The 22,514-nt window shown below is 59.8% G+C and carries 17 protein-coding genes; 12 read left to right on the top strand and 5 right to left on the bottom strand.

What is annotated here, in order from left to right:
• The first annotated feature begins 72 nt into the window (after window positions 1-72).
• The 10 genes from E2F43_RS01970 to E2F43_RS01925 all read left to right on the top strand — a co-directional run bounded on the left by E2F43_RS01970 (window position 73) and on the right by E2F43_RS01925 (window position 14,666).
• Window positions 73-2,634: an AAA-type ATPase lid domain-containing protein gene (locus E2F43_RS01970; protein WP_165954151.1), complete on the top strand. Its 2,562-nt coding sequence runs from the start codon at window positions 73-75 to the stop codon at window positions 2,632-2,634.
• A gap of 2 nt (window positions 2,635-2,636) precedes the next feature.
• Window positions 2,637-3,206 carry a hypothetical protein gene (locus tag E2F43_RS01965; RefSeq protein ID WP_133209193.1) on the top strand — a complete coding sequence of 190 codons (570 nt, stop codon included), beginning with the start codon at window positions 2,637-2,639 and terminating at the stop codon, window positions 3,204-3,206.
• A 200-nt stretch (window positions 3,207-3,406) separates the two neighbouring features.
• Entirely contained in the window at window positions 3,407-3,817 is a 411-nt protein-coding gene (locus tag E2F43_RS01960) for a response regulator (RefSeq protein WP_133209192.1), read from the top strand.
• A 4-nt stretch (window positions 3,818-3,821) separates the two neighbouring features.
• Window positions 3,822-4,394 carry a chemotaxis protein CheW gene (locus E2F43_RS01955; protein WP_133209191.1) on the top strand — a complete coding sequence of 191 codons (573 nt, stop codon included), beginning with the start codon at window positions 3,822-3,824 and terminating at the stop codon, window positions 4,392-4,394.
• The gene (locus E2F43_RS01950) at window positions 4,381-6,474 is read left to right on the top strand and encodes a methyl-accepting chemotaxis protein (protein ID WP_165954150.1); all 2,094 of its coding nucleotides are present in this window, start codon (window positions 4,381-4,383) and stop codon (window positions 6,472-6,474) included. The genes E2F43_RS01955 and E2F43_RS01950 overlap by 14 nt, the downstream gene beginning before the upstream one ends.
• Before the next feature lie 60 nt (window positions 6,475-6,534).
• The gene (locus tag E2F43_RS01945; RefSeq protein ID WP_133209189.1) at window positions 6,535-8,946 is read left to right on the top strand and encodes a FimL-related protein; all 2,412 of its coding nucleotides are present in this window, start codon (window positions 6,535-6,537) and stop codon (window positions 8,944-8,946) included.
• A 31-nt stretch (window positions 8,947-8,977) separates the two neighbouring features.
• Window positions 8,978-13,198: a hybrid sensor histidine kinase/response regulator gene (locus E2F43_RS01940; RefSeq protein ID WP_165954149.1), complete on the top strand. Its 4,221-nt coding sequence runs from the start codon at window positions 8,978-8,980 to the stop codon at window positions 13,196-13,198.
• An 8-nt stretch (window positions 13,199-13,206) separates the two neighbouring features.
• Complete coding sequence (locus E2F43_RS01935) at window positions 13,207-13,671, top strand: CheW domain-containing protein (RefSeq protein WP_133209187.1); 465 nt, start codon at window positions 13,207-13,209, stop codon at window positions 13,669-13,671.
• Between the two features lie 13 nt (window positions 13,672-13,684).
• Entirely contained in the window at window positions 13,685-14,080 is a 396-nt protein-coding gene (locus E2F43_RS01930) for a hypothetical protein (protein ID WP_133209186.1), read from the top strand.
• Between the two features lie 250 nt (window positions 14,081-14,330).
• Window positions 14,331-14,666: a hypothetical protein gene (locus tag E2F43_RS01925; protein WP_133209185.1), complete on the top strand. Its 336-nt coding sequence runs from the start codon at window positions 14,331-14,333 to the stop codon at window positions 14,664-14,666.
• 14 nt (window positions 14,667-14,680) lie between these two features.
• On the opposite strand, the gene E2F43_RS01920 is transcribed toward E2F43_RS01925, so the two are convergent.
• On the bottom strand, window positions 14,681-15,205 hold the full coding sequence (locus E2F43_RS01920) for a hypothetical protein (protein ID WP_133209184.1): 525 nt from the start codon (window positions 15,203-15,205) through the stop codon (window positions 14,681-14,683).
• Between the two features lie 170 nt (window positions 15,206-15,375).
• On the opposite strand from E2F43_RS01920, the gene E2F43_RS01915 reads away from it, so the two are divergent.
• The gene (locus E2F43_RS01915) at window positions 15,376-17,718 is read left to right on the top strand and encodes a putative bifunctional diguanylate cyclase/phosphodiesterase (RefSeq protein WP_133209183.1); all 2,343 of its coding nucleotides are present in this window, start codon (window positions 15,376-15,378) and stop codon (window positions 17,716-17,718) included.
• 19 nt (window positions 17,719-17,737) lie between these two features.
• Here the strand turns inward: E2F43_RS01915 and E2F43_RS01910 are convergent, their stop codons facing one another.
• The 3 genes from E2F43_RS01910 to E2F43_RS01900 are packed head-to-tail and all read right to left on the bottom strand — an operon-like array spanning window position 17,738 to window position 20,454.
• On the bottom strand, window positions 17,738-18,079 hold the full coding sequence (locus tag E2F43_RS01910; protein ID WP_133209182.1) for a nuclear transport factor 2 family protein: 342 nt from the start codon (window positions 18,077-18,079) through the stop codon (window positions 17,738-17,740).
• A gap of 11 nt (window positions 18,080-18,090) precedes the next feature.
• Window positions 18,091-19,230 (bottom strand): acyl-CoA dehydrogenase family protein, encoded by a 1,140-nt coding sequence (locus E2F43_RS01905; RefSeq protein WP_133209181.1) that lies wholly within the window; start codon window positions 19,228-19,230, stop codon window positions 18,091-18,093.
• 9 nt (window positions 19,231-19,239) lie between these two features.
• Window positions 19,240-20,454, bottom strand: coding sequence for an acyl-CoA dehydrogenase family protein (locus E2F43_RS01900; protein WP_133209180.1), 1,215 nt, complete (start codon window positions 20,452-20,454; stop codon window positions 19,240-19,242).
• Window positions 20,455-20,709: 255 nt separating this feature from the next.
• On the opposite strand from E2F43_RS01900, the gene E2F43_RS01895 reads away from it, so the two are divergent.
• Window positions 20,710-21,459 (top strand): SDR family NAD(P)-dependent oxidoreductase, encoded by a 750-nt coding sequence (locus tag E2F43_RS01895; protein WP_133209179.1) that lies wholly within the window; start codon window positions 20,710-20,712, stop codon window positions 21,457-21,459.
• On the opposite strand, the gene E2F43_RS01890 is transcribed toward E2F43_RS01895, so the two are convergent.
• Window positions 21,460-22,512, bottom strand: a complete 1,053-nt coding sequence (locus E2F43_RS01890) for a S1C family serine protease (protein ID WP_133209178.1) — start codon at window positions 22,510-22,512, stop codon at window positions 21,460-21,462.
• Window positions 22,513-22,514: the final 2 nt, after the last annotated feature.

Below are 22,514 nucleotides of genomic sequence, written 5' to 3'. Positions count from 1 at the left end.
CGATACCGGGTGCATGGGAGCTGGTTTGTCATGTGCTACTGCGGCGGCGGTATATCCCCTATACTGACGCCAGTGACAGTATTAGACCAACACTATAGCGAGATCGGCACTTGCCTGGTCATTGTCGATCGGGACAGCCAGCTTGTGCTGGCCAGTTATGGCAGGCTGCCCTTTAAAGTCAGTGACGGTCTGGTGGGTCGTGATTGGCGCGATGCCTTGGCGATTCCGGCCGATAGCACCGCTGTCGTCAGTCAGGCAATCGCAGCCGGCATATCCGCTGCCCTGCCACCGCTGATTGTTGGCGCCGGGTCGGATGGCGATTTCCTGATGGCGGGTTTAGTGGCACCGCAGCCCTGGCACGGCAGCGACGCGGTATTGATGTTCCTTCGTCCGCTGCACTCGCCCTGGGGCCTGCAGGTGGAACAACATGTGGGTCAGGAGGATATAGTCGCGGTGCTCGGGGTAGACAGGCTGGAATTCAGCCCCGCCTGGGGGGTGCCGGAAACTGACGGATTGATGATGGAGTTGCGGGTTGGCCTGCAGCAAATCCTGCGCGACGAGGACTGGCTGGGACTTCCCGAGGGCAGCACCATCGCGGTAATTTTGCGCGGCCTGGATCCGGAAGCGGCACTGGATGTCAGTCGTGCCCTCGCTTCCCACCTGCATCAGTTTCTTGCCGGATGTACGGGGGGAGCCCAGTACGCCCGGGCCTGTATTGGCCTGTCCCAGCGATTGGAGGGGCAGACAGCGCTCAGCGCGTTGGTGGCAGCCAATGGCGCGCTGCTGCAGGCCCAGGCGGGTAGTGAGGAACGCATCCGGTTTTCCAGCCCCTGGGATCCGCTCGCCCAGGCGGCCCGCGCCCTGAGTGCCACCGGGGCATTTCGCGACGCATCCGTCGACCAGCAGCAGCGTAAATTTCTGGCGGATTTGGTGGCCCTGCCGGCCCCACCCCGTCGCCTTGCTGACTACGCCGCGCAAGTGCTGGAATTAATACTGGCGCAGTCGGGTCTGGCTGGCGCCGTCTTGTTCCATTTCGCCCATGACGGCAAGCCTGATTGTCTGGCCGCTGCGGGTATAGCTGGCCGTGAACTCGGGCCAATGTCTCTGAACAGGCTGCCAAAGACCGTCCAGGGCACACTGCGTCAACTGGAAGTGCAGAAACTGGAGGCGGGTGAACCCTCACTACCGGAAAACCTCGGTTTGTGCCTGCTGCGCAGCGGAGGGCAGTTGCAGGGGGGGCTACTGCTCATCAACCGCGAGCAGCCGGCTTTTCAACCTTGCGCCGGCGCATTGCAGCATCTGGCGACAATGCTGGCCCACGGCCGCCAGAACAGCCAACCCGCCAAGGAACCAGCCACGCCCCAGGTCCCGGCGCCCAGGGAAATGGAAAAGGGTATCCAGGGTTATGTTCTGGACAACATGGAAGGGGCGATCGACCAGGCGATGTTCCTGGCCAGGGTCAATATGCCGGTTGCCGTGGTCGGAGAGCGCGGCACTGGTAAATACTACGTGGCCCAGGTCGTCCACGGCGCCAGCGAGGGCGACCCCGACGGTCTGGTGCGTTTGGATTGCAGGGCATTTCGTACCCGTGGTGAGGCCTGGACGACGATCAGTCGGGAATTGCAGCAGGGCGACGGCAGAACCCTGGTATTCAAATCGCCCCAGCTCCTGCATATGGAAACCCAGGGCAGGCTGGCGCGGCAGTTGGCGACTCGCACGGCAAGCGACGAAGGCGGCAGCCACTATCTTGCCCGCAATCGCTATATCGGGCTGTTCCCGACGCCGCTGGCGACACTGGTTGAGCGTCAGGAACTGGATCCTCGGCTCGCCAGCGTGTTTGCCGGCTACCCGATTCAGGTGCCGCCGCTGCGGGAGCGGCCCCGGGCCGTGTTGCGTTGGGCGCACAAAATTCTCGATCAGGAGAGTACCCAGCAGGACAGGCGAATATCCGGGTTTACCCCGGATGCCGAGCAGGCGCTGCTGCGGCACCGCTGGCCGGGTAACATCAGCGAGATGCGGGAGATGATCAGGGCTGCGGTGGAGCGCACCGACAAGGAGTGGGTGACACCGGTGGACCTGGGATTGTTTGTCGGCATATCGGCGGACGGCCTGGCGGCGCAAACTCCGGATAAGCGTCCTTTCCTCAGCGCCCATCCAGAGGACCATGCGGAGCCTGCCGGTTACGCGCCTTCCGTGCAGGAAGAGTTGCGCCTGGCCCTGGGGCAGGCACTGGCGGTATCACTGGAAACCGAAGTATTGCGGCCCCTGGGAGCCTGGCTGGACGATGAATTGATCGAGGCGGCTCTGGATCGCTGTGGCGGAAACAGCAGGGGTGCCTCCGAATACCTGCAGACCCGCAATCGCAATATCGGTCGCTGGCTGCCGCGCATCAAAGCCCGCGAAGCGGAGCGCGAGGGGAGTCTGCTGTGGCAGGAGAGCCGCCGGCTGGTGCGCGAGTGGGTGATGGAATCCACGCCGCCGGACAAGCCTCCGCAAGAGGTGGCGCAGGAAATGTTGCTGTCACTGGTGCTGCAGCAGTGTGACGGGATCAGCGTGGCCGACAGGGCGAAAATCATGGGGGTTTCGACACCCACTTACCAGAAACGCGTCAAGCAACTGCTGGAGGATGTTTAGTCGTGGCAGACAATCGCAAGAGCCTGGAAGCGTGTGCCAGGGAATACGAGCAACTGGCCGAGGACAAGTTGCCACCCAGCCTGGGGTTTTCAGCTCGCCTGAATATGCTGTGGGACCTCGCCGGAGTCGCGCCATCGCAGTTCGAGGGCCGGGTCCTGGGGGTGATGGGCATCAATAGCCGTTGGCGGGAGTCGGAGATACGCAAGTGGTTACAGAAAGACGTGCTGCCGCCGCGGGAAGACCTGCGCAACATGGTTCGTTTCCTGGTAGCGCAGCTGGATGATGAGCAGGACATCGAGCGCTGGGAAGCCTTTCTGATATATGGATCTCCGGTGGTTTCCTCGCCGGTGAACCATACCATGTACCGGGAGGACCAGGCCCGCCGGGAGATCGCCTCGCTGATTTTTGCCCAGCTCACCGATGAATACGGTATTCCCCCCTCGTCCTACGACGCGGACAAGGCCTTCCAGCGCTGCCTGAGCCTCATGCACAAATTCAACATTTACGAATTGCAGGATTTTCAGCCCGGGCATCTGGAGCCCTTCCGTAACTACATGTTCCCCAGCGAATAGGGCACAGTCGGTAAAACTGCCGGTAATTTTACCCCTCCACACCTCCGGGCGTCATTTTGTGCGCCAGATCAGGGATTACGCGCCATTTTCTGTAGAAAACTCCAGTTTTTGGTTGCTGCCCGATTTCACGCGCTGAAATACTGTGGGGGCTAAAACCCCATGTGATCCGACTCACACTACTGACGCGAAGTGAGGGCAGAATGAACGAACAGACTGAAGAAATGGACATCAGCGGCGTAAAAATTGCCATTGTCGATGATGCCAAGACCATCCGCATGATGATGTCCCATACCCTCAAGGGTATGGGCTGCGAGGTAGAGTGTGCGGAGGACGGCTACAAGGCTTTGGGCATGCTGCGCCGCTTCAAACCAGATCTTATCTTTCTCGACATCACCATGCCGGAGCTGGATGGCTACCAGACCTGCACCCTGATCCGCAATGCGGAGGATACTCGCAACACCCCAGTGGTGATGTTGTCCTCCTCAGACGGTATTTTCGATATTGCCAAGGGGCAGGCCCGTGGTGCCACCGCCCACGTGACCAAGATTCCCCCGGAGAGCGTCCTGCGGCAGCTGATTTTCAATCACACCAAGCAGCGCGCAGCCGCCTGATCCGATGAGTTCTTCGGCCATTCAGGCACTTGACGCACTCGAGCGCCGTTTTCTGGAGGAGGCGCTTGAAGCCCCTGTGCAGAACCTCGAGCGGATGAAGTGGGTTGGCACCTGCCTGGGTATCGCCGGGGTTCCGCTGCTGATTGGTGAGGGCGAACTGGAAGAAATTATTGAAACCCCCAACGTGATGAGCATCCCCGGTACCAAGCCCTGGGTGCTCGGTGTGGGTTCGCACATGGGCGGTCTCATTCCTATCATCAGCGGCGATGTGTTTTTCCGCAAGCGTCCCTATGCGGGCCGTGTGCGTGACTACTGCATGGTGTTGCGCCGCCCTGGCTTCTATTTCGGCATTACCCTGAGCGGCCTGGAGAGGGACATGAAGTTCCCCCTGGAAAGTCGTGACATGGAAACAGCCGTGGATCCTGATTTTGCCGACTACACGCTCGGCGGGTTTGCCGACGGCAACCGCTTTCTGGCGGTTCTCGATATCGACAAGCTGATTACCGACGGCGATCTCTCCAATGCCGCCGCCAATGACCCTGATTCACCAGAGGATCAAGACAATGATCAAGACTGACAAAATTGGCGCCGGCAAACTGCGCGCCCTGCTGATGGGGCTGGGCATTATCGCCTGTCTCGGCGGTGTCACCTACAGCTTCTTTACTATCGAGCAGGAATCCGGCGAGGAGGCCCGGTACGGGGAGGCGGCGGATGAGCTTGCCAGTCTGGCGCGTCAGGTCACCATCAGCGCCCGGGCGACCGCGCTCGGAAAGCAGGGGACCTTTATCGAACTTGCGCAGCAGGTAAAGGACTTCGAGGATCAGCTGGCACGTATCGATGCACCCGAACTGGTCGATGAGATCAGCATGGTTGACCTCAACTGGCAGCCGATAAAGCGGGCAGCGCAGACCCTGCTGGATGCCGCGCCACGAATCGTTTTCGTGCAGGGTGTGGCATCGGAACTGGAAACCAATATAGAGCCCATGCAGCGTGAACTGTCGACCGTGGTGACGGTACTGCAGCGGCAGCGTGTCTCCACTGAAACCCTGTTGGCAGCCCAGAAGGCCCCCTGGTTGCTCGAGCGTATGGCGCGTAACGTGGACCGGACCCTGATAGGCAATGCAGACAGCCAGGTGGCGGCCGATGAATTTACCACCGACGCCGCAGATTTTTTCCGTATTATCGAGGGCCTGACCCGCGGGGACGAGCTGATCGGCATCAACAAGGTCACCAATACGGCTGCCATCGAGGCCCTAAGCAACGCCTTCCGCCTGTTTTCCGGGGTTTCGACCTCGGTAGATCGAATTGCCGGTGCCTCCAGTGATTTGCGCCAGGCGTCCGCGGCCCGTCGCGCTATCGGCGAAAACAGTGTGGCGCTGATTGACTCTATCGCAGCCCTGCAGCCGGCGATCGCCAGCCTGGCGGTGGGACGCCTGTATAACCAGGGCAGTCTCCTGGTCCTGTTTGTTGCCCCCGGGCTGCTGGCAATCGCCCTGTTGGTCACCATGATGTTGGGCCAGCGCCGGCGGGACGCCTATACGGCGCGGGGCGTTGCCGAGATCAACGGCGCCCTCAAGCAAATTTCCAAGGGTGACCTGACGGTGACGGTGGCCGAAGATAACTCGGTGACCAGCGACATCGCCCAGGGGCTGAACGCGACAACCCAGCACCAGTGCCAGCTGATCCGGGATATACGCACCCCCTTTGAGAGCTCGGTGGAAGCCATCAATTCCATTGGCGAAAGTGCCCGGGCCCAGGTGGAGAAAGGTCGGGAGATGACCCGGTCTGTGGTAGAGACCACCGAAACCGCCACAGAAATGGTTCGCACCAGTGAGGAAATCAAGACCTCCACCGCCCAGGCTGCGGAAACATCCGACAGTAACTGCGAAAAAGTAGCCCTGGGTTATGAGTTGACCAAGGACATGTCCAAAGCCTCCGTTGATGTTCGGGAATCCGTTCAGGAAACCTCTAAATCGGCCAAGCGACAGGGAGAACTGATTCAGTCGGTTACGGCGGCCGCCGAGTATATTCAGGCGCTAAATACCAAAATTTCTGTTGTTGCGATCAACACCCGCATCGAGGCGGAGAAAGCAGGTGAATACGGTCGACCCTTCCTCGGTATTGCCGAATCCATCGCCGATCTGCTGCGTGAGGCGGAAGAGGAAGGGCGCAAGATTATTTCCGAAGTAAGGATGCTGCAGAACATGTCCGCCGACAATCTGGCCAGTATGGAAAATACGGTGGGAACCGTGGTGACGATTCTCGAATACATCGATCGCCTCGACAGCTCTCTCGAGGAAATCAACTCTGGCTCGGATGCGATCAGCAAAATCATCCGCAACGTCGACGAAGCCGCCGGCAAGTCTGCGGTCAGCGCCTTGCATATGAGCAGTTCAATGGCGGAAATTGCCGAGCGCAACCTGGAGATTACAGAACTCAACGAGGCGGCGCAGAAGGGAGTGAACTCACTACAGCGGTCCATGCACAGCGCGGTGAGCAGTCTCGCCCAGTTCCGTATCGATGGCGAAGGCGCCTACAGCGCCCCGGTGGTGAGCGAAGTGGAAGACCTGGAAAGCATCCGCGGCGCGACCAAGGTTTACGCCGAGGAAGAAATGAGCGCACTGGAAAGTGCCGGGAAGAAGACAGCGTCTCTATAACAGTGGGAAAAGGCGGATCCATGCCCCGCCCCCGCAGATACAAGAACCGGAGGTTTAGTAGTGGCCAGTAAAACTGACATCGTAGCCCTCAAGTGGGTTGTCGGCCTGATGAACAAGCAGGCCGAGAACGCCGAGGCTTCCCTGGTGGAATACAGTAATGACACCAGCCAGAAGCGACCGCTGCTGCAGTGTATGTGGGCCGTACACCAGATCACCTCGACCCTTCGGGCCCTGGGTATGCGCAAGGGTGAAATGCTGACCCTGGAGATGGAACGCAGCCTCAACTATCTGTACAAGGACAAAGTGGTCGGCGAGCGCCGCAAGCTGACCATGGGAGGCCTGATGCAGGCTCTCAAGGTGCTGCCCGCCTACCTGGGACACGCCCAGAATGCGAGGGCCGATACCGGCCAGGGACTGGAGCAGCACGTCAATGACCTGCGCCGCTGGATCGGTGAGCGGCCCCGTCCCAAGGCATTTTTCTTCCACATGGATATTCCGGAAGGCCGCGGTATCACCGAGGGCGGTATTCCTGCCGACCACGAGGAGGTGCGGGAACGGGCCAATGTCATGCTGGCTCTATACCTGGAAATGGCCAAGATGGCGCTGCGCCGAAAGAACGTCGGTGAGAGTATGAAGACGGTAGCGCGTATTTCCAGGCGTATGCAAACCATGTTCAGCGGCAGTGAGCCGGAGCGCTTCTGGTTCACCATGGTGGGTATCTGTGAGGGAATGGCCGGTGGTCTTATCGTTCCCGACGAGTGTATTGCCCAGATCTTCAAATCCGGCGCCTTCATGATCAAGTATGCCCGGGAAAACGGCGCCGCAGTCGACACCTCGGTGGACTATGACAACCTGCAGCAGCAGATGTTGTTTTATATCGCCAGCTGCAAGGCGCGGCCGGTTCATATCGGCCGTATTCGGGAAGAGTTCTCCATCGACGATAATACCCTGGAGGAGGCGAATCGTGGCCTGATCCACATGGACGCACTGGTCACGGCACTCAGTTCCGCCCTTGACCAACTCAACGGTGTCGTCGACTACCTCAGCTCCAAGGATCTCACTGCCATCGCAACTGCGGGTAATGTGGAACTGGACCCCGGTGCGCTCGATGGAATCGAGGCCACCCAATTCCGTCTCGAGGCCGCCGGGCAGATGACCCACGCAGAATCGCTGCGCACGGTTCAGCGGCGACTGGAAAGCCTGTTCAGTGGTGCTTACAACAGTTCCCCCGCCCAGTTGAACCAGGTGATCAATGAGATTATCCGCGGCATTGTTGATGTGAAGCTGGATATCGAGCATAAGCTGGAACACGGCCTTTGCAGCTCCTTCTCCAGCCGGGAGTTTGAGCTGCGTGAAAGTGTGGTGACCGCCACCTTTAATCACATGGGCCTGGTTGAAAACTACATGCACCAGATTCTGCGCCGCAAGGAGCTTGCCAGCGCCCTGGCGCGCAAGCCCAACGATGCCCAGAGCACCCTGCGCCTGACAGTGGCCCTCAACCGTCACCTGAACAAATCTGACCAGGGGCACGAGGAGTTACGCCAGGCGGTACGGGATGCGGATGCCGGTGATCCGGACCTTGATCTGCTGTTTGATCTCGCCAGGGAGTTTCTCAACCAACAGGAAACTATTCCCGATCGCAAGGCGATCGACATGTCACTGGAACTGCTTGCCGAAATCTCCGGCGCGCTGGGCTTCGCCGGCATGGAGCGCGAGGCAGCTATTATCGATCGCTGCCACCAGTGGCTGGGCGCTGCCAGTAAAGGCGGTGCGGTGCGTGAGGACGATGCATTCCGCTGTTTCGCCGAAGCCTTTGCCCAGTTGGAGTTGCATCTGCAGCGTTCGATTGTGGATCCGCTGGACGATACTTCCCATATGCTGGCGATAGCGGAACAGCGTGCCACGGAGCTGGAGGCGTATGCGAGTGAGCTTTCCGCCGGTGCCGAGGTGGCGACCACCAGCTGGACCGAGCCGCGCAATTATGTCGAGGACGGCGAGGTGCCGGCCGAGTTTCGTGAAGTGTTCATCGAAGAATCAGAGGAAATTGTTCAGGAAATCATCCGTCTCACCCCGCTGTGGATGGATGATCAGCAGAATATGGAAATCCTGCGTGATATCCGTCGTCATTTCCATACCTTCAAGGGTAACGGCAGGGCAGTTGGCGCCAATATTCTCGGCGAATTGGGATGGTCGGTACAGGATCTGCTGGACCGGGTTCTGGACGGGGATATGCCGCCATCCGCGTCGTTGCGCACGCTGCTCAATGATGTGGTTGTCGGGCTTCCCGGTCTGGTGATGTCATACAAAGAGGATAACGCCTGGGATCCCGCCCATGTCCGCGAATTGACCGACCGCGCCTTCCGCATGGCCGAGGGTGGGGTGGAAGACCTCGCTCAAGGTCTGTCGCAGGTCGAAGACAATGTACACGGTGGTGCTCCTGACGCACCAGTCTCCGAAACGCTGGGGCAATAAGCCTCGCAAAAAATCACAATGGAGAACTAACGTGCAATCTGACAAAGACAATTCAGCAAGGTCGACCGAGCCGATGCTGGATACCATCGAGAGCTTCAAGGAAAGTACGCTCGAGTGGTTGATGGAACTGGATCGTGACGAGCCGGAGGAAAGCCTGTTCGTGGTCGAGGGCAAGCTGTCGGCGGATTTTTCGCTCAGTGCCTATGAAGCTGAGGTAGCGGCGCGACCGATGGTTCGCGGCCGGGCAGGAGCGGATGATCTCGATACCTATATTGGTGAGGAGATTGTTCTTTCCGAGGCCGGCGGCAACGATATTTACAATGGCGGAGGGGAAACTACCCAGCTCCAGGAAGCCGAAGAGGACGCTTTCGAAGGCCTGATGGCCATAGAGTTTTCCCGTGTGTCCAATGAGGAGGCTGAGGGCCTTGCCACTAATGTCGTTGACGGCAGCGATATACTCGGGCTGGAAGACGATGACGATATCGGTGACTCCTACCTGGTCGTCAAGCGGGTCAAGAAAGTTGCACCACAGCAGGTTCAACCAGGGCCCGCGATCGCAGAACCCCTAGCAGCAGGTCCCGCAGAAGTAGAACCGATAGCAATAGAACCCGCAGCAGTACAACCCCTGGAAGAAGTGTACCTGGAAGCAGAGTCAGCAGAATATGGCGAAGAGATTCCCGCGCAGGCTGACACTCCATTGCATGAGGTCGATATACCTGGCGAAATCTGTGTTGAGGCCGCGTCGGTGGATGCTGATGCAAGCTGGGCGGAGAATGACAATGCGGAAATCGATACACCACCTGCAGATGTCAACGAATACGTCAACAGCGTGCAGTTGCCGCAAGACGACGAGGCGTTCGACGACTTCCTGATAGCGGGCAATACACTCGCGGTTGGCGAAGAAGATTTTGACGGACTCAGCCTTGAGACCAGCATCGACCAGTTCACTGCCGATGCCGATGTGGAAAGCGACCTGGACCTGCACGAAGATTTCGCTTCAATGGAAGGCTTTGGCGAAAATTTAATGTCGGTCATCACGCCACGCCTGGCGGACTTCATGGATGAGGTTAATGCTGCGCTCGCGGCCCGAATGTCGGCGATGGGACGCCCAGCCGACTCGGTGATAGCCGATGTGTCGGTGGCCACCGATGAGCAAACCGCCTCACTGGCGGTGAAGCAGGGGTACGAACCTGTCTCCAGGGTCTGTGCCGAGGTGCCGGAGGCGCTGGCAGGACTGGAACAACGGCAGGTGGATGCGGTGTTATTGCGCCTGGTGGATGTCGCCAATGGAGCCAATTGCAATCGCCTGTTCCAGGAGGAACCCGCGTCGGCGCCGATGACAGAGGAGCCTGGGCTGACGGTAGTGGAAAGCAGTGTGCTCGGTGACGATCTCCTCGATGAGGCTTTCGCCGGTGGCACGTCGTCACCCGACTGGTCGCCCGATAGCGCGGAAATCGATGCCATATTCGATGACCTGGATGGCGGCGACCGTGACCTGGAATTCGATGCGCCGGCACCGGAGGTAGAAGGCTTTGTCGGTTTTGCGAGCGAGGAAGCGCCGGTTGCGCCTGCCTCGATTGAGAATGACACTCTGGAGGTGTTCGAGGAGAGCATCTTCGAATCGGAGCTCGAACCGGTCAACGAAACCATCGAGGCGGCCTCTGGCGAGGACATCGACCAGTTGTTCAGCGAACTCGGCATGGACAGCGAGAACAGCGGAGAGATCTGCGGTGTCGAAGTGGAGGAGTTTACCGGGGCAGATGGGGCGTCTGCCAGTGATGAGGCGCGCGTTACCGAGACCCCGGATGCACCGGTTGCAGTAGCTGTTGTCGATGAAGATCTGTCCTGGTGCATACCGGAGGGCATTAATTTCAGCCACAGCAGCCCTGGCGGTGGTGAGATTTTTGCCGAGTTCCTCGATGCCTTCATCGAAGAGGGTTCCAGCGAGCTGGAAAAACTCGAGGACGCCATCAGCGCCTGGGAAGCGGATATCGGCTCCGAGGCCAGTTACGCGCAGGTAGCGCGCATACTGCATACCGTCAAAGGTATTGCCAAGGGGGTCGGCCTGCACTACTACGGGACCCTCGTGCACAATTTCGAAACATTACTCGAGGCACTGCCCCGTCCTGTTGCCGAGGGTGCGGGGGATTACTTCCGGATAGTCAATGCCTGGCTGGACGCGGCGGTGCGCGGAATGGAATTTGTCCAGGAACAGCGCCGGGATATCCTCAGCGAGTTTCCGCACCGCGGTGCGAGTCCCGCGGATGTTGCAGAGCCAGTCGTCGACGCCACGACGGACCACAGCGTCACGGAGAACTCGGAGCAATCAACAGAACAGGTTATTCCCGCCACCGCAGCCTCGGATCAGGCCGATCGGGATCGCAAACGCAAGCAGGAAGACAAGAAGCTGGCAGACGAGGGCGCCCGGGCGCTGGCGGCCCAGCAGTCAGTGCGCATTACGTCCGAAAAACTGGACCTGTTACTCAACCTGACCAATCAGGCCCAGCAGTTGGGGGTACGAACTGCCCAGAGCACCAATCGCAACAAACGGGCCTCAGCGGAACTGCAGGGACGCCTGTCGTCAGTCCGGGCGCATATCGCGGATATTGCCGATCGAGCCCTGTTCAACGTCAATGCCAGGAGCAGCAATCATTCGGCCGAGCTGGATGCCCTGGAGATGGACCAGTACAGCGAACTGCAGGAAGCTGCCAATATTCTCCGCGAGGGCGTCGAGGATCTGGCCGACCTGATCGAGCTGGCGAGCCGCCACAACGCTCAGGCGGAAGCGTTACTGAAGCAACAGGCGACCGTAATCAGTTCCATCGGCTCCTCGATCCGCGCTGCCAGGGTGGTGCCGGTGTCCCGCCTGATGCCGGGATTGCGGCGCCTGGTGCGCACGGTCAGCAACGACCTCGGCAAGGATGTTGCTTTCCGGGTCGCCAACGAGGTCGGCACCCTGGACAGGGATGACTATGCTCGCTGCCAGACGATTCTCGAGCACATGGTGCGTAACGCGCTGGACCACGGCATCGAATCCACGGAGGAGCGCAAAGCCAGCGGCAAACCGTCGGTAGGACAGGTCACACTGGATGTACGCATGTCGGGTTCCGATTCGATCATTGTGCTGTCCGACGATGGTCGCGGTATTGATCCTGAAGCAATGCGCGAGTCTGCGGTACGCAAGGGGCTTGATGTCGATGCCGATGCCCTTAGCGACGAAGAAGCCCTCAACCTGATTTTCCATAAGGGATTTTCGACCGCCGCCCAGCTTAGCCAGATTTCCGGCCGCGGGGTGGGCATGGATATCGTCCGCAGCGAATTGCAGGAGATGGGCGGCGATGTGCGTATCGAGTCGGAAGTAGGTAAGGGCACGTCTTTTCATGTGCGCATACCGACCAACGTCACCGTCAACGGGGCCCTGCTGGTCACCTCCGGGGAGAACTCTTATGCCATCCCCCTGGGTGGATTGGTGTGTGTTGACGAGGTGCCGGTCGATGATTTCTTTGCCGCCGTAGAGCGGGGTGAAACCATGCGGCTGCAAGGCATGGAATGTGAGCCTGCCTACCTGGGCACCCTGTGCAACAGTGGCAGTCTTCCTGATCGCTCGAGCTGGCGGAGCACTCTGCCGGTTATCGTGGCGGGTTCAGAGTCGCGTTACATGGCCATCGCCATCGATGACGTGGAGGAAGCGCTGGAACTGGTGATTCGCTCCCTGGGGGCCCAGTTCGCGTCTGTACCGGGCGTCGCCGGTGCCGCGACCACGGCGGATGGCGAAGCAGTTGTCGCACTGGATCTCAACGTACTGGTCAGTTGCTACGGCGACGGCCAGGGTATCGCCGTCCCCGAGGACCAGCCCGAGGAAGATAAATTTGTCGCGCTGGTGGTCGATGACTCCCGGACCCAGCGTATGGTGGCTACCAGTCAGCTTGAGACCGTGGGTATAGAAACTGCCACCGCGGAGAACGGGGCGGTGGCCATTGACTGGCTCAACACCACCGAGCAATTGCCCGATGTCATTTTGCTGGACGTGGAAATGCCCGTGAAGGATGGTATCCAGACCCTGCGGGAAATCCGTAATTCTGCCCGTTACAGCCACATCCCGGTGATTATGATTACCTCGCGGACCGGAGTGAAACACCGGACGCTCGCCGAAGAAGCTGGCTGTAATGGCTATATGGGCAAGCCTTTTAACTTCCGTATGCTGATCGGCCAGATCAATGAACTGACCGGCCAGCGGCTGGAACTCGGCTAGGAGGTGGCATGAGCGAGCAAGCGGAGCGAATGTGCGTACTCCTGCCCTGCGGCCCTGACCGCCAATGGGCGGTGCCGCAGAAGTGCCTGGGGGAAATAGTGACGCTGCCAGCCCACGAGGACCAGGTGCCGGAACAAGTGAGCTGGCGCGGCGTGGAGATACCGGTCATGGATTTTGGTGCGGATGGCGAGTTGCCCTGGCGGGACGCCGGCAACAGTAGTGGCCTGATTGCGGTGATTCTGGGCCTGCAGGGAGGCGGCTCCGATTACTGGGGGGTCGCCTTGCGTGGTCCCGGTCTGGCAGTGCGCAGGATTGACTCCGCCGACTGCCGGGATCTTCCCGCAGCAGTTGATGAATATGCCCTTGCAGCTTTTGAGCTGGACGGGAAGGTATACCAGGTGCCGAACCTGCCAGCCCTGCAGGGCATGGCCTCGCGCCCGGATACGGCAGCTAACGCCCAGATGGCGAGATAACGGAGAAGATGCCTTGAGACTGGACACAGTGGTAGAGCGGATTGAAACGGCCTTTGGCGAGAATCCGCCATTCACCTCAGCCGGCCTGGCCGCTAGCGACCGGGATGTGCTGCTGCGCGTGTTCGGTGATGAGGGCTACCAGATTTACCTTCAGGACCAGGTTAACCGGCAGATTATCCGGGATTACCTGACCAATGCCGTGATGCTGGGATTTATCCCCGAGGACGAGCTGCCGGGTTTCGACCCCATGATTGCAAGCAAGGATGCACGCGCCGCATTATCCCTGCATATGCTCATGAGTTCCGTCGAACAGGCACCGGACCTGCTCTCCAGAGGCGTTCCGAGCAAGCTGGAGCAGCTCAAGCCAGACGCGGATTCCCCGCCACACATCAGGTTGATTCGCAGCTAGGCTGAAAATTTGGCAGTCGATTCCGGAAAATACGCCAAATTCCACCCAATGATTGAAAAAATTGGCCAATAAATACCATTTTCACGTAATTCTCTAAAAATCTGGCCAAATTCACGTTGCCGCAACTCCCGACACCCCTTATAACTGATGCAACACGTAGACAGGAGTCCGCGTGCGGTGGGCAAGCGGGCCTTGTGCCAGGGGACGCTCACTTTCGAGGGATTGGATAACAAGATTCAGGGAGTCAGCCATGTTGACGATTACACCTACAGCGGTACTGGAACAGCAGCCCGACAGTGAACTGGAAGTGTTTGCGGTTATTGACGGCAAAAAAGTTTACTTGCCGGAAGACGCCAACTACATCATGCAGGACCGCCGCGGTCTTTGGTACTACAGTACCCGCAAGCCGCGTCCCAAAGAGGGCGATTGGACACCGAACAAAACCAGCATCTCCTGCAAGAGTGAAGGGGGATATGTGCGTGCCCTGAAAACAGAGACAGTGCAGCCCTGGCTGGAAACCTGTCAGCGGACCGTGCGCATGGTAACCGGCTCCTCCTCAGCTGATCGTCGTCCCGCAGACGTCTGATTCGCGCAGCAGGCTTATACGGCGGCGTGCTCGATCCGGGGCTCCGCCGTCGCCAGCCAGGTGTCCAGTTGCTCCGCCTCTGACGCCAGGATATTGACCACCGCGGTTTCCAGTTCGCGGTAGGCCTCCCGCCAGGGTTCGACGTGCATCAACATACTGCAGCGCTGTCGCAGGGGCATGCTTTGGGGGAGCGCCATCGGGTCCAGTTGCCGGTTGCGAAAACCGGCGTTGAGCACCATTGCTATCACTTCATTGTCGCGGTTATCCCGCAATTCGCCTTCGAAGCGTCGCAGGTGCATAAGCAGCCTGTTCCTGGCCGGAAACTGCGGGTCGGTGATGCAATTATGCACCCAGATGGGCAGTTGGCGGGTCAGCAGGGCTTTCAGTTCACCCTCATCCATGTGCTGGAATTCGACCGCTATCCCGGCTGGCAGCGCACGGCGCATGGTGAGATCACTCCGGCTGCGAAATCCCAGCGCCGCAAACGCATCGATCCGCGCTCCCACCAGCGCTACGTGAGTCATCTGGAATTCTGACATCTGCCGGTTTTCCCCGATCCTGGCTAATGCAGAATTCAAGCACACAGGCCTGAATGCACTCTACGGAAAATCGGCAAAAAGTAGAGATAAACAGGCTTGGGCTTTTCTCCCCGATATCACATACTGTGCGGATTCATCGACTTTTTTGACCGGAGTGAAGCGACGCCAACGTGACCATCGCCGGAAGAATAAATGCACTGGTAATCGCCATACTGCTCAGCATGAGCCTGTTGGTCAGTGGTTTTGCCAGTGTCCGGGAGTACCGGCTGGAACGGGACCGTCTGCTGACGCAGCTCCGGGAGGAGGCTACCCACCGCCCGGACCTGGCTTTCTACCTGTATTTTGACAACCAGCAGGCACTGGCCAGCACGCTTGCCCGACTGATTGAGCCGCCGTCGGTCGCTTCCGCTATCGTGCGCAGCGTTGGCGGGAGCGCAATGCTGCAGCTACCGTCGGGGGCCGCCGCCGGTGCGCCGAAACTGGAGTTCCTGCGCCAGGGGCTGTCCGAGGCGGACAACGGCCTTGTCAGCCTGGATGGCCGCGGCCGAGAGGTTAGCGGTGGCCTGTTGGGCGCCCTGCTGGGTGCCGATCGCAATTTCCAGCTAACGCTGCCAATTACCTCTCCCGTCAATCCGCTGGCTAGCCGGGTCAGTCAACGGGAGTTTCTGGCCGCGGCAGCCCAGCCCCGGGAAGCGAAGGTTCGCCACGTTATGGGCTATCTGCAGTTGGCGGTAAATCAGCGTGCCCTGCTGCGGGAGGTGCTTCCGGGCATCCTGCTGGTGGTGATCGCCTGTCTCGCTTTTGCCCTGTTATGTCTGGCATTCAGCCTTTCCCTGACCCGCCGGATCACCGCGCCGATTTCCCGGCTCGCCAGGCTTGCCGACGGTATCGCCTCCGGGCAGATGCAGGAACCGTTGAAAGTCAGCGGCGGGGGAGAGGTGGAGGAGATCGCCAATATTCTCAACGGGGTAGTTACCGGGATCAGCAAGTACAAGCGCGAAATGGACGTGGACCACCAGCTGCTGAGTATGAAAGTGGAGGAGCGGACCTCCCAGCTGAGCCGGCGCAACGCGGAACTCAACAAGGCGGTGGAGCAGGTGACGCGCACCAAGAACCGCTTGCGGCAGATGGCCTATTATGACTCGCTGACTTCACTGCCAAATCGGCGCCTGTTTACCGAGCAGCTGTCCCTGTTGCTGAAACTTTCCCAGCGCAACAGCCAGATGCTGGCTTTGCTGTTTCTGGACCTGGACAACTTCAAGCGAATTAATGATTCCCTGGGCCACAGCGCCGGCGACCTGCTGCTGCGTGAAGTTGGCCAGCGATTAAGCCGCTGTGTTCGCGATAGCGATGTGGTCGCCCACTATGTGGACCCCTCGGCGAAAATCGATGTATCACGGCTCGGAGGCGACGAGTTCACCGTGGTGCTGAACCAGATAGAGACATCGGAATCAGCGGCTCTGGTGGCCCAGCGCCTGATCACGGCGCTCACCGAGCCCATGCTGATCAACGGTCACGAGCTGGTCGTTACCCCGAGCATCGGCATTGCCCTGGCACCGGATCACGCCACCGATGTGGAGGGACTGCTGCGCTGTGCCGATACCGCGATGTACCGGGCCAAGTCCACGGGAAAGAGCTCGCATCTTTTCTATGACGTCAGCATGGAGGACGAGGGACTGGACAGGCTGACCCTGGAAAACGACCTGCGCAAGGCCATGGACAACAATGAGCTGGTGCTGTTCTACCAGCCACAGGTGGATACCCACAGTGGCAAGGTGGTGGGCGCCGAGGCCCTGTTGCGTTGGCAGCATCCCGAGCAGGGCCTGATCCCGCCCTTCCGCTTTATCCCCCTGGCCGAGGAGATGGGGCTGATAGGCGAGATGGGTGATTGGGTGATTCGGGAGGCCTGTCGCCAGGTAAAGGCCTTTGAAGACCGGGGAATCCATCTGCCCAAGGTCGCGGTCAATGTATCGGCCCTGCAATTCACCCCCAGTTTTACCCGGCGGGTGAAAGCCATGCTGGATGAAATCGGGGTTGACCCCAGTGTGCTGGAACTGGAGCTGACCGAGGGCGTGGTCATGGGCGATACGTCGGCTTCGATCAAGGCGCTCGCAGAGCTTCGCGACCTGGGCGTGAGCCTGTCAATCGACGATTTCGGCACCGGGTATTCCTCCTTGAGTTACCTCAGTCGTTTCCCGCTGGATGAATTGAAAATTGACCGCAGCTTTGTGATCGGGGCGACCAGCAGCCCCGAAGACGCCAGCCTGGTGCGGGCAATCGTCGCCATGGCAAAGGGGCTGGGGCTCAAACTGGTGGCGGAGGGGGTCGAAACCGACCAGCAATATGCCTTTATGACCGACGAAGGGGCCCATGTGATTCAGGGCTATATGTTCAGCAAGCCGGTTTCCGCCGAGGAGTTGGAGCCGCTGCTGGCGCCCTGGCACTTCCTCGAGCAGATCAAGCAACTGGAGACGCGACTGCAGCGAGATGCGCCGGCGGCCCGCATATCCTGAACGCTCGTCCCCGGCAGTTTCAGCCTCCCCAGTAGGCTTTCATCTTGACGACCTTGCCTGCGTCGTTGAACTCAAATACATCAATGGGAGAGATGTCTATGCCTTCCATGATGACCTTGAAGGGAAAAGCGGCCGCATTGCCGGCGCAGCGCACGTCGCCCGTTAAAGCGAGCCTGGCACCGGTGGCAAAGGCGCCCTCATAGAAGCGCACAACAGCGTCAATGCCTACATGGGGCTCGCTGCCCACGGGATCTTCAACTACCGCATCCTCGGCATAAATCTCCCGAATCAGCTGGATGTCGGAATTGGCGAAGGCTTCCACGTACTTGTGGACCGTGGCAATTTTATGTGTGTTATCCATGAGGGTTCCTGTCAGTAGCCACAGAGTGTGGCGTAGCGGTCCTTGTGAAACCCGGTGTCACCGAAAACCTGCATGGCAACCCGGGCGCGTTTGAGAAAAAAGCCGATTTCCAGCTCGTCGGTAACACCGATACCGCCGTGCATCTGCACCGCTTCATTGGTGACCAGTTTTGCCAGCTGGTTGAGCTTTGCCTTGGCCAGGCTGGCCAGCAGTGGCAATTGATCCGGTGCCTCATCGACCGCCGACAGTGCCTGCAGGATTACCGATCGGCACAGCTCTAGCTGGGACTGTATATGCGCTGCGCGATGTTGCAGCGCCTGGAAACTTCCGATCTTGGCGCCAAACTGCTCACGCTCTTTCAGGTATTCCACGGTGCGCTCAAAAGCCTCCAGTGACAGTCCCATCATTTCCGCCGCCAGCGCCACCCGCCCGCGGTCGAGGACCGGTTCAAGCACCCCCCAGCCCTGACCCAATTCACCGACCAGGGCGGAGGCGTCAACCTCCATGTTGTCGAAAACCACGTTGGCCGCGTTGCGGCTGTCTACCATGATGGTGCGCTGCACGCTGACCCCGTTGGCCTCGCGGTCTACCAGGAAAAGGCTCAGGCCTTCCTCTGCCTCTGTCTCGCCGCCGCTGCGGGCAACAACCAGCAGCTTGTCGGCGCTGTGGCCGTCGATGACAAAGCTTTTGCTGCCGGAGATGACAAAGCCATTGCCCCGGGGGGCGGCAGTGGTCTCGATCTGGCTGGGGCGGTGATGGTGACTTTCCTCCAGAGCCAGCGCCAAGGTGAGTCTGCCGGCGGCGATTTCAGGCAGTAATTCATTTTTCTGCGCCTCGTTGCCACCGAGCAGGATGGCCGAGGCTGCCACTACCGCGGAGGCAAACAGAGGTGATGCAGTGAGTGTCCGGCCCGCCTCTTCCATGACGATGCCCAGGCCGGTGAAACCGAAGTCCAGACCGCCATAGGCTTCAGGGAGAATGATGCTGGCCCAGCCCAATCCGGCCATCTGTTGCCACAGTTCGGGGTCGTATCCCAGTGGATCCCGGGAGTCCCGGAGCTGGCGCAGGCTCGCCACCGGGGCGTTGTTGGCGAGAAATTCCCTGGCGCTGTCTTGCAGGAAACGTTGCTCTTCGTTGAGGACCAGGGCCATTGTAAGCTCCTATGATTGGGGCAGTTGCAGCACGTTCTTGGCGATAACATTCAATTGAATTTCCGAGGTGCCGCCAGCGATGGTCATGGCCTTGGACATGGCCCACAGGCGCAGGGTGTCCAGCTCCGGCTGGGTGAAGCCCTCGCCCTCCCAGCCCAGTCCCCGGCTACCCATGATAGCCAGCAGCAATTCGCTCCTGGTTTTTTCCGCCTCGGTGCCGACGTACTTCATGACCAGAGGGGCGGCACTGCGGACCCCGGCGATCTTCTCCTCGAAGGTGCGGAAATGGGTCAGGCCAATGGCGTGCATTTCCATGTCATAGTCCACCAGTTCCGAGCGCAATTGGGCGTCGGCAACTTTGCCGTTTGCGAATGGCAGGTACTGGCGGGCGGCGGTGCTGGGGGGGACTACCTCTCGCGGGGAGTCGCTGCCCAGTTCCGACATCAACTTTCTTTCATGGACCAGCAGCGCCTTGGCGACACTCCAGCCCTTGTTGAGTTCGCCTACCAGGTTGTCTTTCGGCACTTTCACATTGTCAAAGAATGTCTGGCAGAACTCAGACTCGCCGCTGATCAATTCAATGGGCGTGGTGCTGACGCCGGGGTCATCCATATCGATCAGCAGGAAACTGATGCCTTCCTGCTTCTTGGCTTTGGGGTCGGTGCGCACCAGACAGAAAATCCAGTCGCATTTGTCGGCAGCCGTCGTCCAGATCTTGCTGCCATTGACCAGGAAATGGTCTCCCTTATCCTCGGCCCGGCACTGCAGGCTGGCGAGGTCTGAGCCGGAGCCCGGTTCCGAATAGCCCTGTGCCCAGCGGGCTTCGCCGTTGATAATGGCGCGGATATGCTGCTGCTTTTGCTTTTCGTTGCCGAATTCCAGCAATGCCGGACCCAGCATCCAGATGCCAATACTGTAAAGGGCGGTACGCGCATTGAGTGCTTTCATCTCCTCCTTGATGATTTTGGCCTCTTGCGGCCCGAGCCCGCCGCCGCCATATTCTGCGGGCCATTCCGGGCAGATCCAGCCCTTGTCGCGCATGCGCTCGAACCAGAGTTTTGCGTCCTCACTGGGGAACCGGGCATGACGGCCGCCGTAGTACTGCTCTTCCGGGGTGATGGGTTGCCGCTGGGAGGGGGGGCAATTTTCCTCCAGCCACTGGCGAACATCACTGCGAAACTGCTCAAGGTCCTGCACAATATCTCTCCTGGCGGGGGCGTTCATAGGCTCTCCGGATTGTGTTCAGCGCGAAGGGCAGGGGCAAGTGTAAGCCCACGATCCGCCTCCATTGAAGTCTTGTCAGGGTACCGCTGCCCCATCCCATGGCAATGGCTTAATAAGTCAGCCCGGATGACAATATGGGACAGTCCCGGCTGTGCCCGGCGTTCCCTGCGGCGGGGTATAGCGCTGCATACCGGCAGGTTTGACGGTTGCACAACGGCTGGGCATATTCAGGCTTTTGACGGGGGAGGATGAGCCGTGCAGCGACTGGCCGGTAAGGTGGTTCTGGTAACGGGGGCGGGTAGCGGCATTGGCCGCGCCAGCGCAATACGCGCGGCTGCGGAAGGTGCCAGCGTCTATTGTGTCGACATTGATGATGCGCGGACGCGCGCTACCGCCGATGAGATTCGCGCCGCCGGCGGCAGGGCCGTGGCACGCCGTTGCGATATCAGTAACGCCGCCGGGGTCCAGGCGGCTGTTGACGACTGTGCCGCGCAATTTGGCGGGCTGCATGCGCTGGTTAATATGGCTGGCGTCCTGCGATTTGATGACACTGAGCAGCTGGCGCTCGATAAATGGCAGCAGGTGCTCGACATCAATCTCACCGGCACGCTGTTGCTGTGCCAGGCGGCGCTGCCCCATTTGCTGGAAAACGGGGGCAGCATTGTCAACGCAGCGTCAACCGCTGCTCTGTCCGGTCTGCCCTGTGGGGTCGCCTATTCGGCCAGCAAGGGTGGGGTATTGGCAATGACCCGCAGCCTTGCGGTGGAGTACGCCAAGCGGGGCGTGAGGGCCAACTGCGTCTGCCCGGGCGATATCAAAACCGACATGACCCGCGGTATCGACTTTCCCTCGACCATGGATTACAGCCTCATGGGGCGAATCTCTTCACTCACCGGACCTAAGGACGCGGAGGTGGTCGCCGGGGTGATTGCCATGTTGATATCAGAGGATGGCGCTCACATCACCGGAGAGGACATCAGGGTGGACGGGGGAACCCTGTCCTGACTACTGGGATTCTATCAAGGTCACCTTGAAGCTGAGTTTCTTGTCACCCCGCCGGGTGTCAATGCTTATCGTATCGCCAGGCTCATGAGTTTCCAGCGCGGTCAGGTAATCGTCACTGGAGCGAATTTCCTTGCCATCGATGTGGGTAATGACGTCTCCCAGCTTGATCTCCCTGCGGCCCACCTGGCGTGCGCCTTCCATGCCCGCTTCTGCCGCTGGCAACCCCGGGTAGACGTGCACGATAGGTACGCCTTCGATACCGAAGCGCCGTATCCAGCGATCACTGGCCAGTTCGACGCCGATGATCGGATGAAGGACCTTGCCGTAGGCGATTAACTGCGGAATCACTTCCTTGACGGTGTTTACCGGTATGGCAAAACCGATGCCGGCACTGGCACCGCTGGGGCTGAAAATTGCCGTATTGACGCCCACCAGCTGGCCCAGCGAGTTGAGCAGCGGCCCCCCCGAGTTGCCGGGGTTGATAGCGGCGTCGGTCTGGATCACCCCGCGGATCGTGCGTCCACTGGGCGCCTGGATTTCGCGCCCCAGGGCGCTCACCACCCCGGTTGTGAGAGTGGTGTCCAGGCCGAAGGGGTTGCCGATGGCAAGTACCTTGCGGCCCACCGACAACTCCGAGGAATCCCCCAACGGCAGTGCCTGCAGGTCCTCGGGCGGATCTTCGATGCGCAATACCGCCAGGTCCTTCTCCGGCGCCACGCCGACAACCTGGGCTTCGAACTCCCGTTGATCGCCCAGGGTGACGATCAACCGGTGGGCGCCGGCAATGACGTGGAAATTGGTGACAATAAGCCCCCGTTCGTTCCAGACGAAACCCGTGCCTGAGCCGCGGGGAATTTCCTGTACATTCAGCGAGAAAAGATTGCGCCTGAGCGCGGTATTGGTGACATAGACCACGGACGGGCTGGCCCGGCTGAAAATTTCAGTGGAGTTTTTTTCATCCTCGGTGGCGAAACTCAGATAGTCCGGTTCGGTGGCGGCCACCCCCAGGGCGGGTAAAAGCAGGGCACCTAAAAGGAGTAAAAGTGTTTTCACGG

Origin of the sequence: Seongchinamella unica (assembly GCF_004354085.1) — a bacterium.
Taxonomy (GTDB): domain Bacteria; phylum Pseudomonadota; class Gammaproteobacteria; order Pseudomonadales; family Halieaceae; genus Halioglobus; species Halioglobus unicus.
This window is presented reverse-complemented; position numbering and strand designations above follow the sequence as displayed.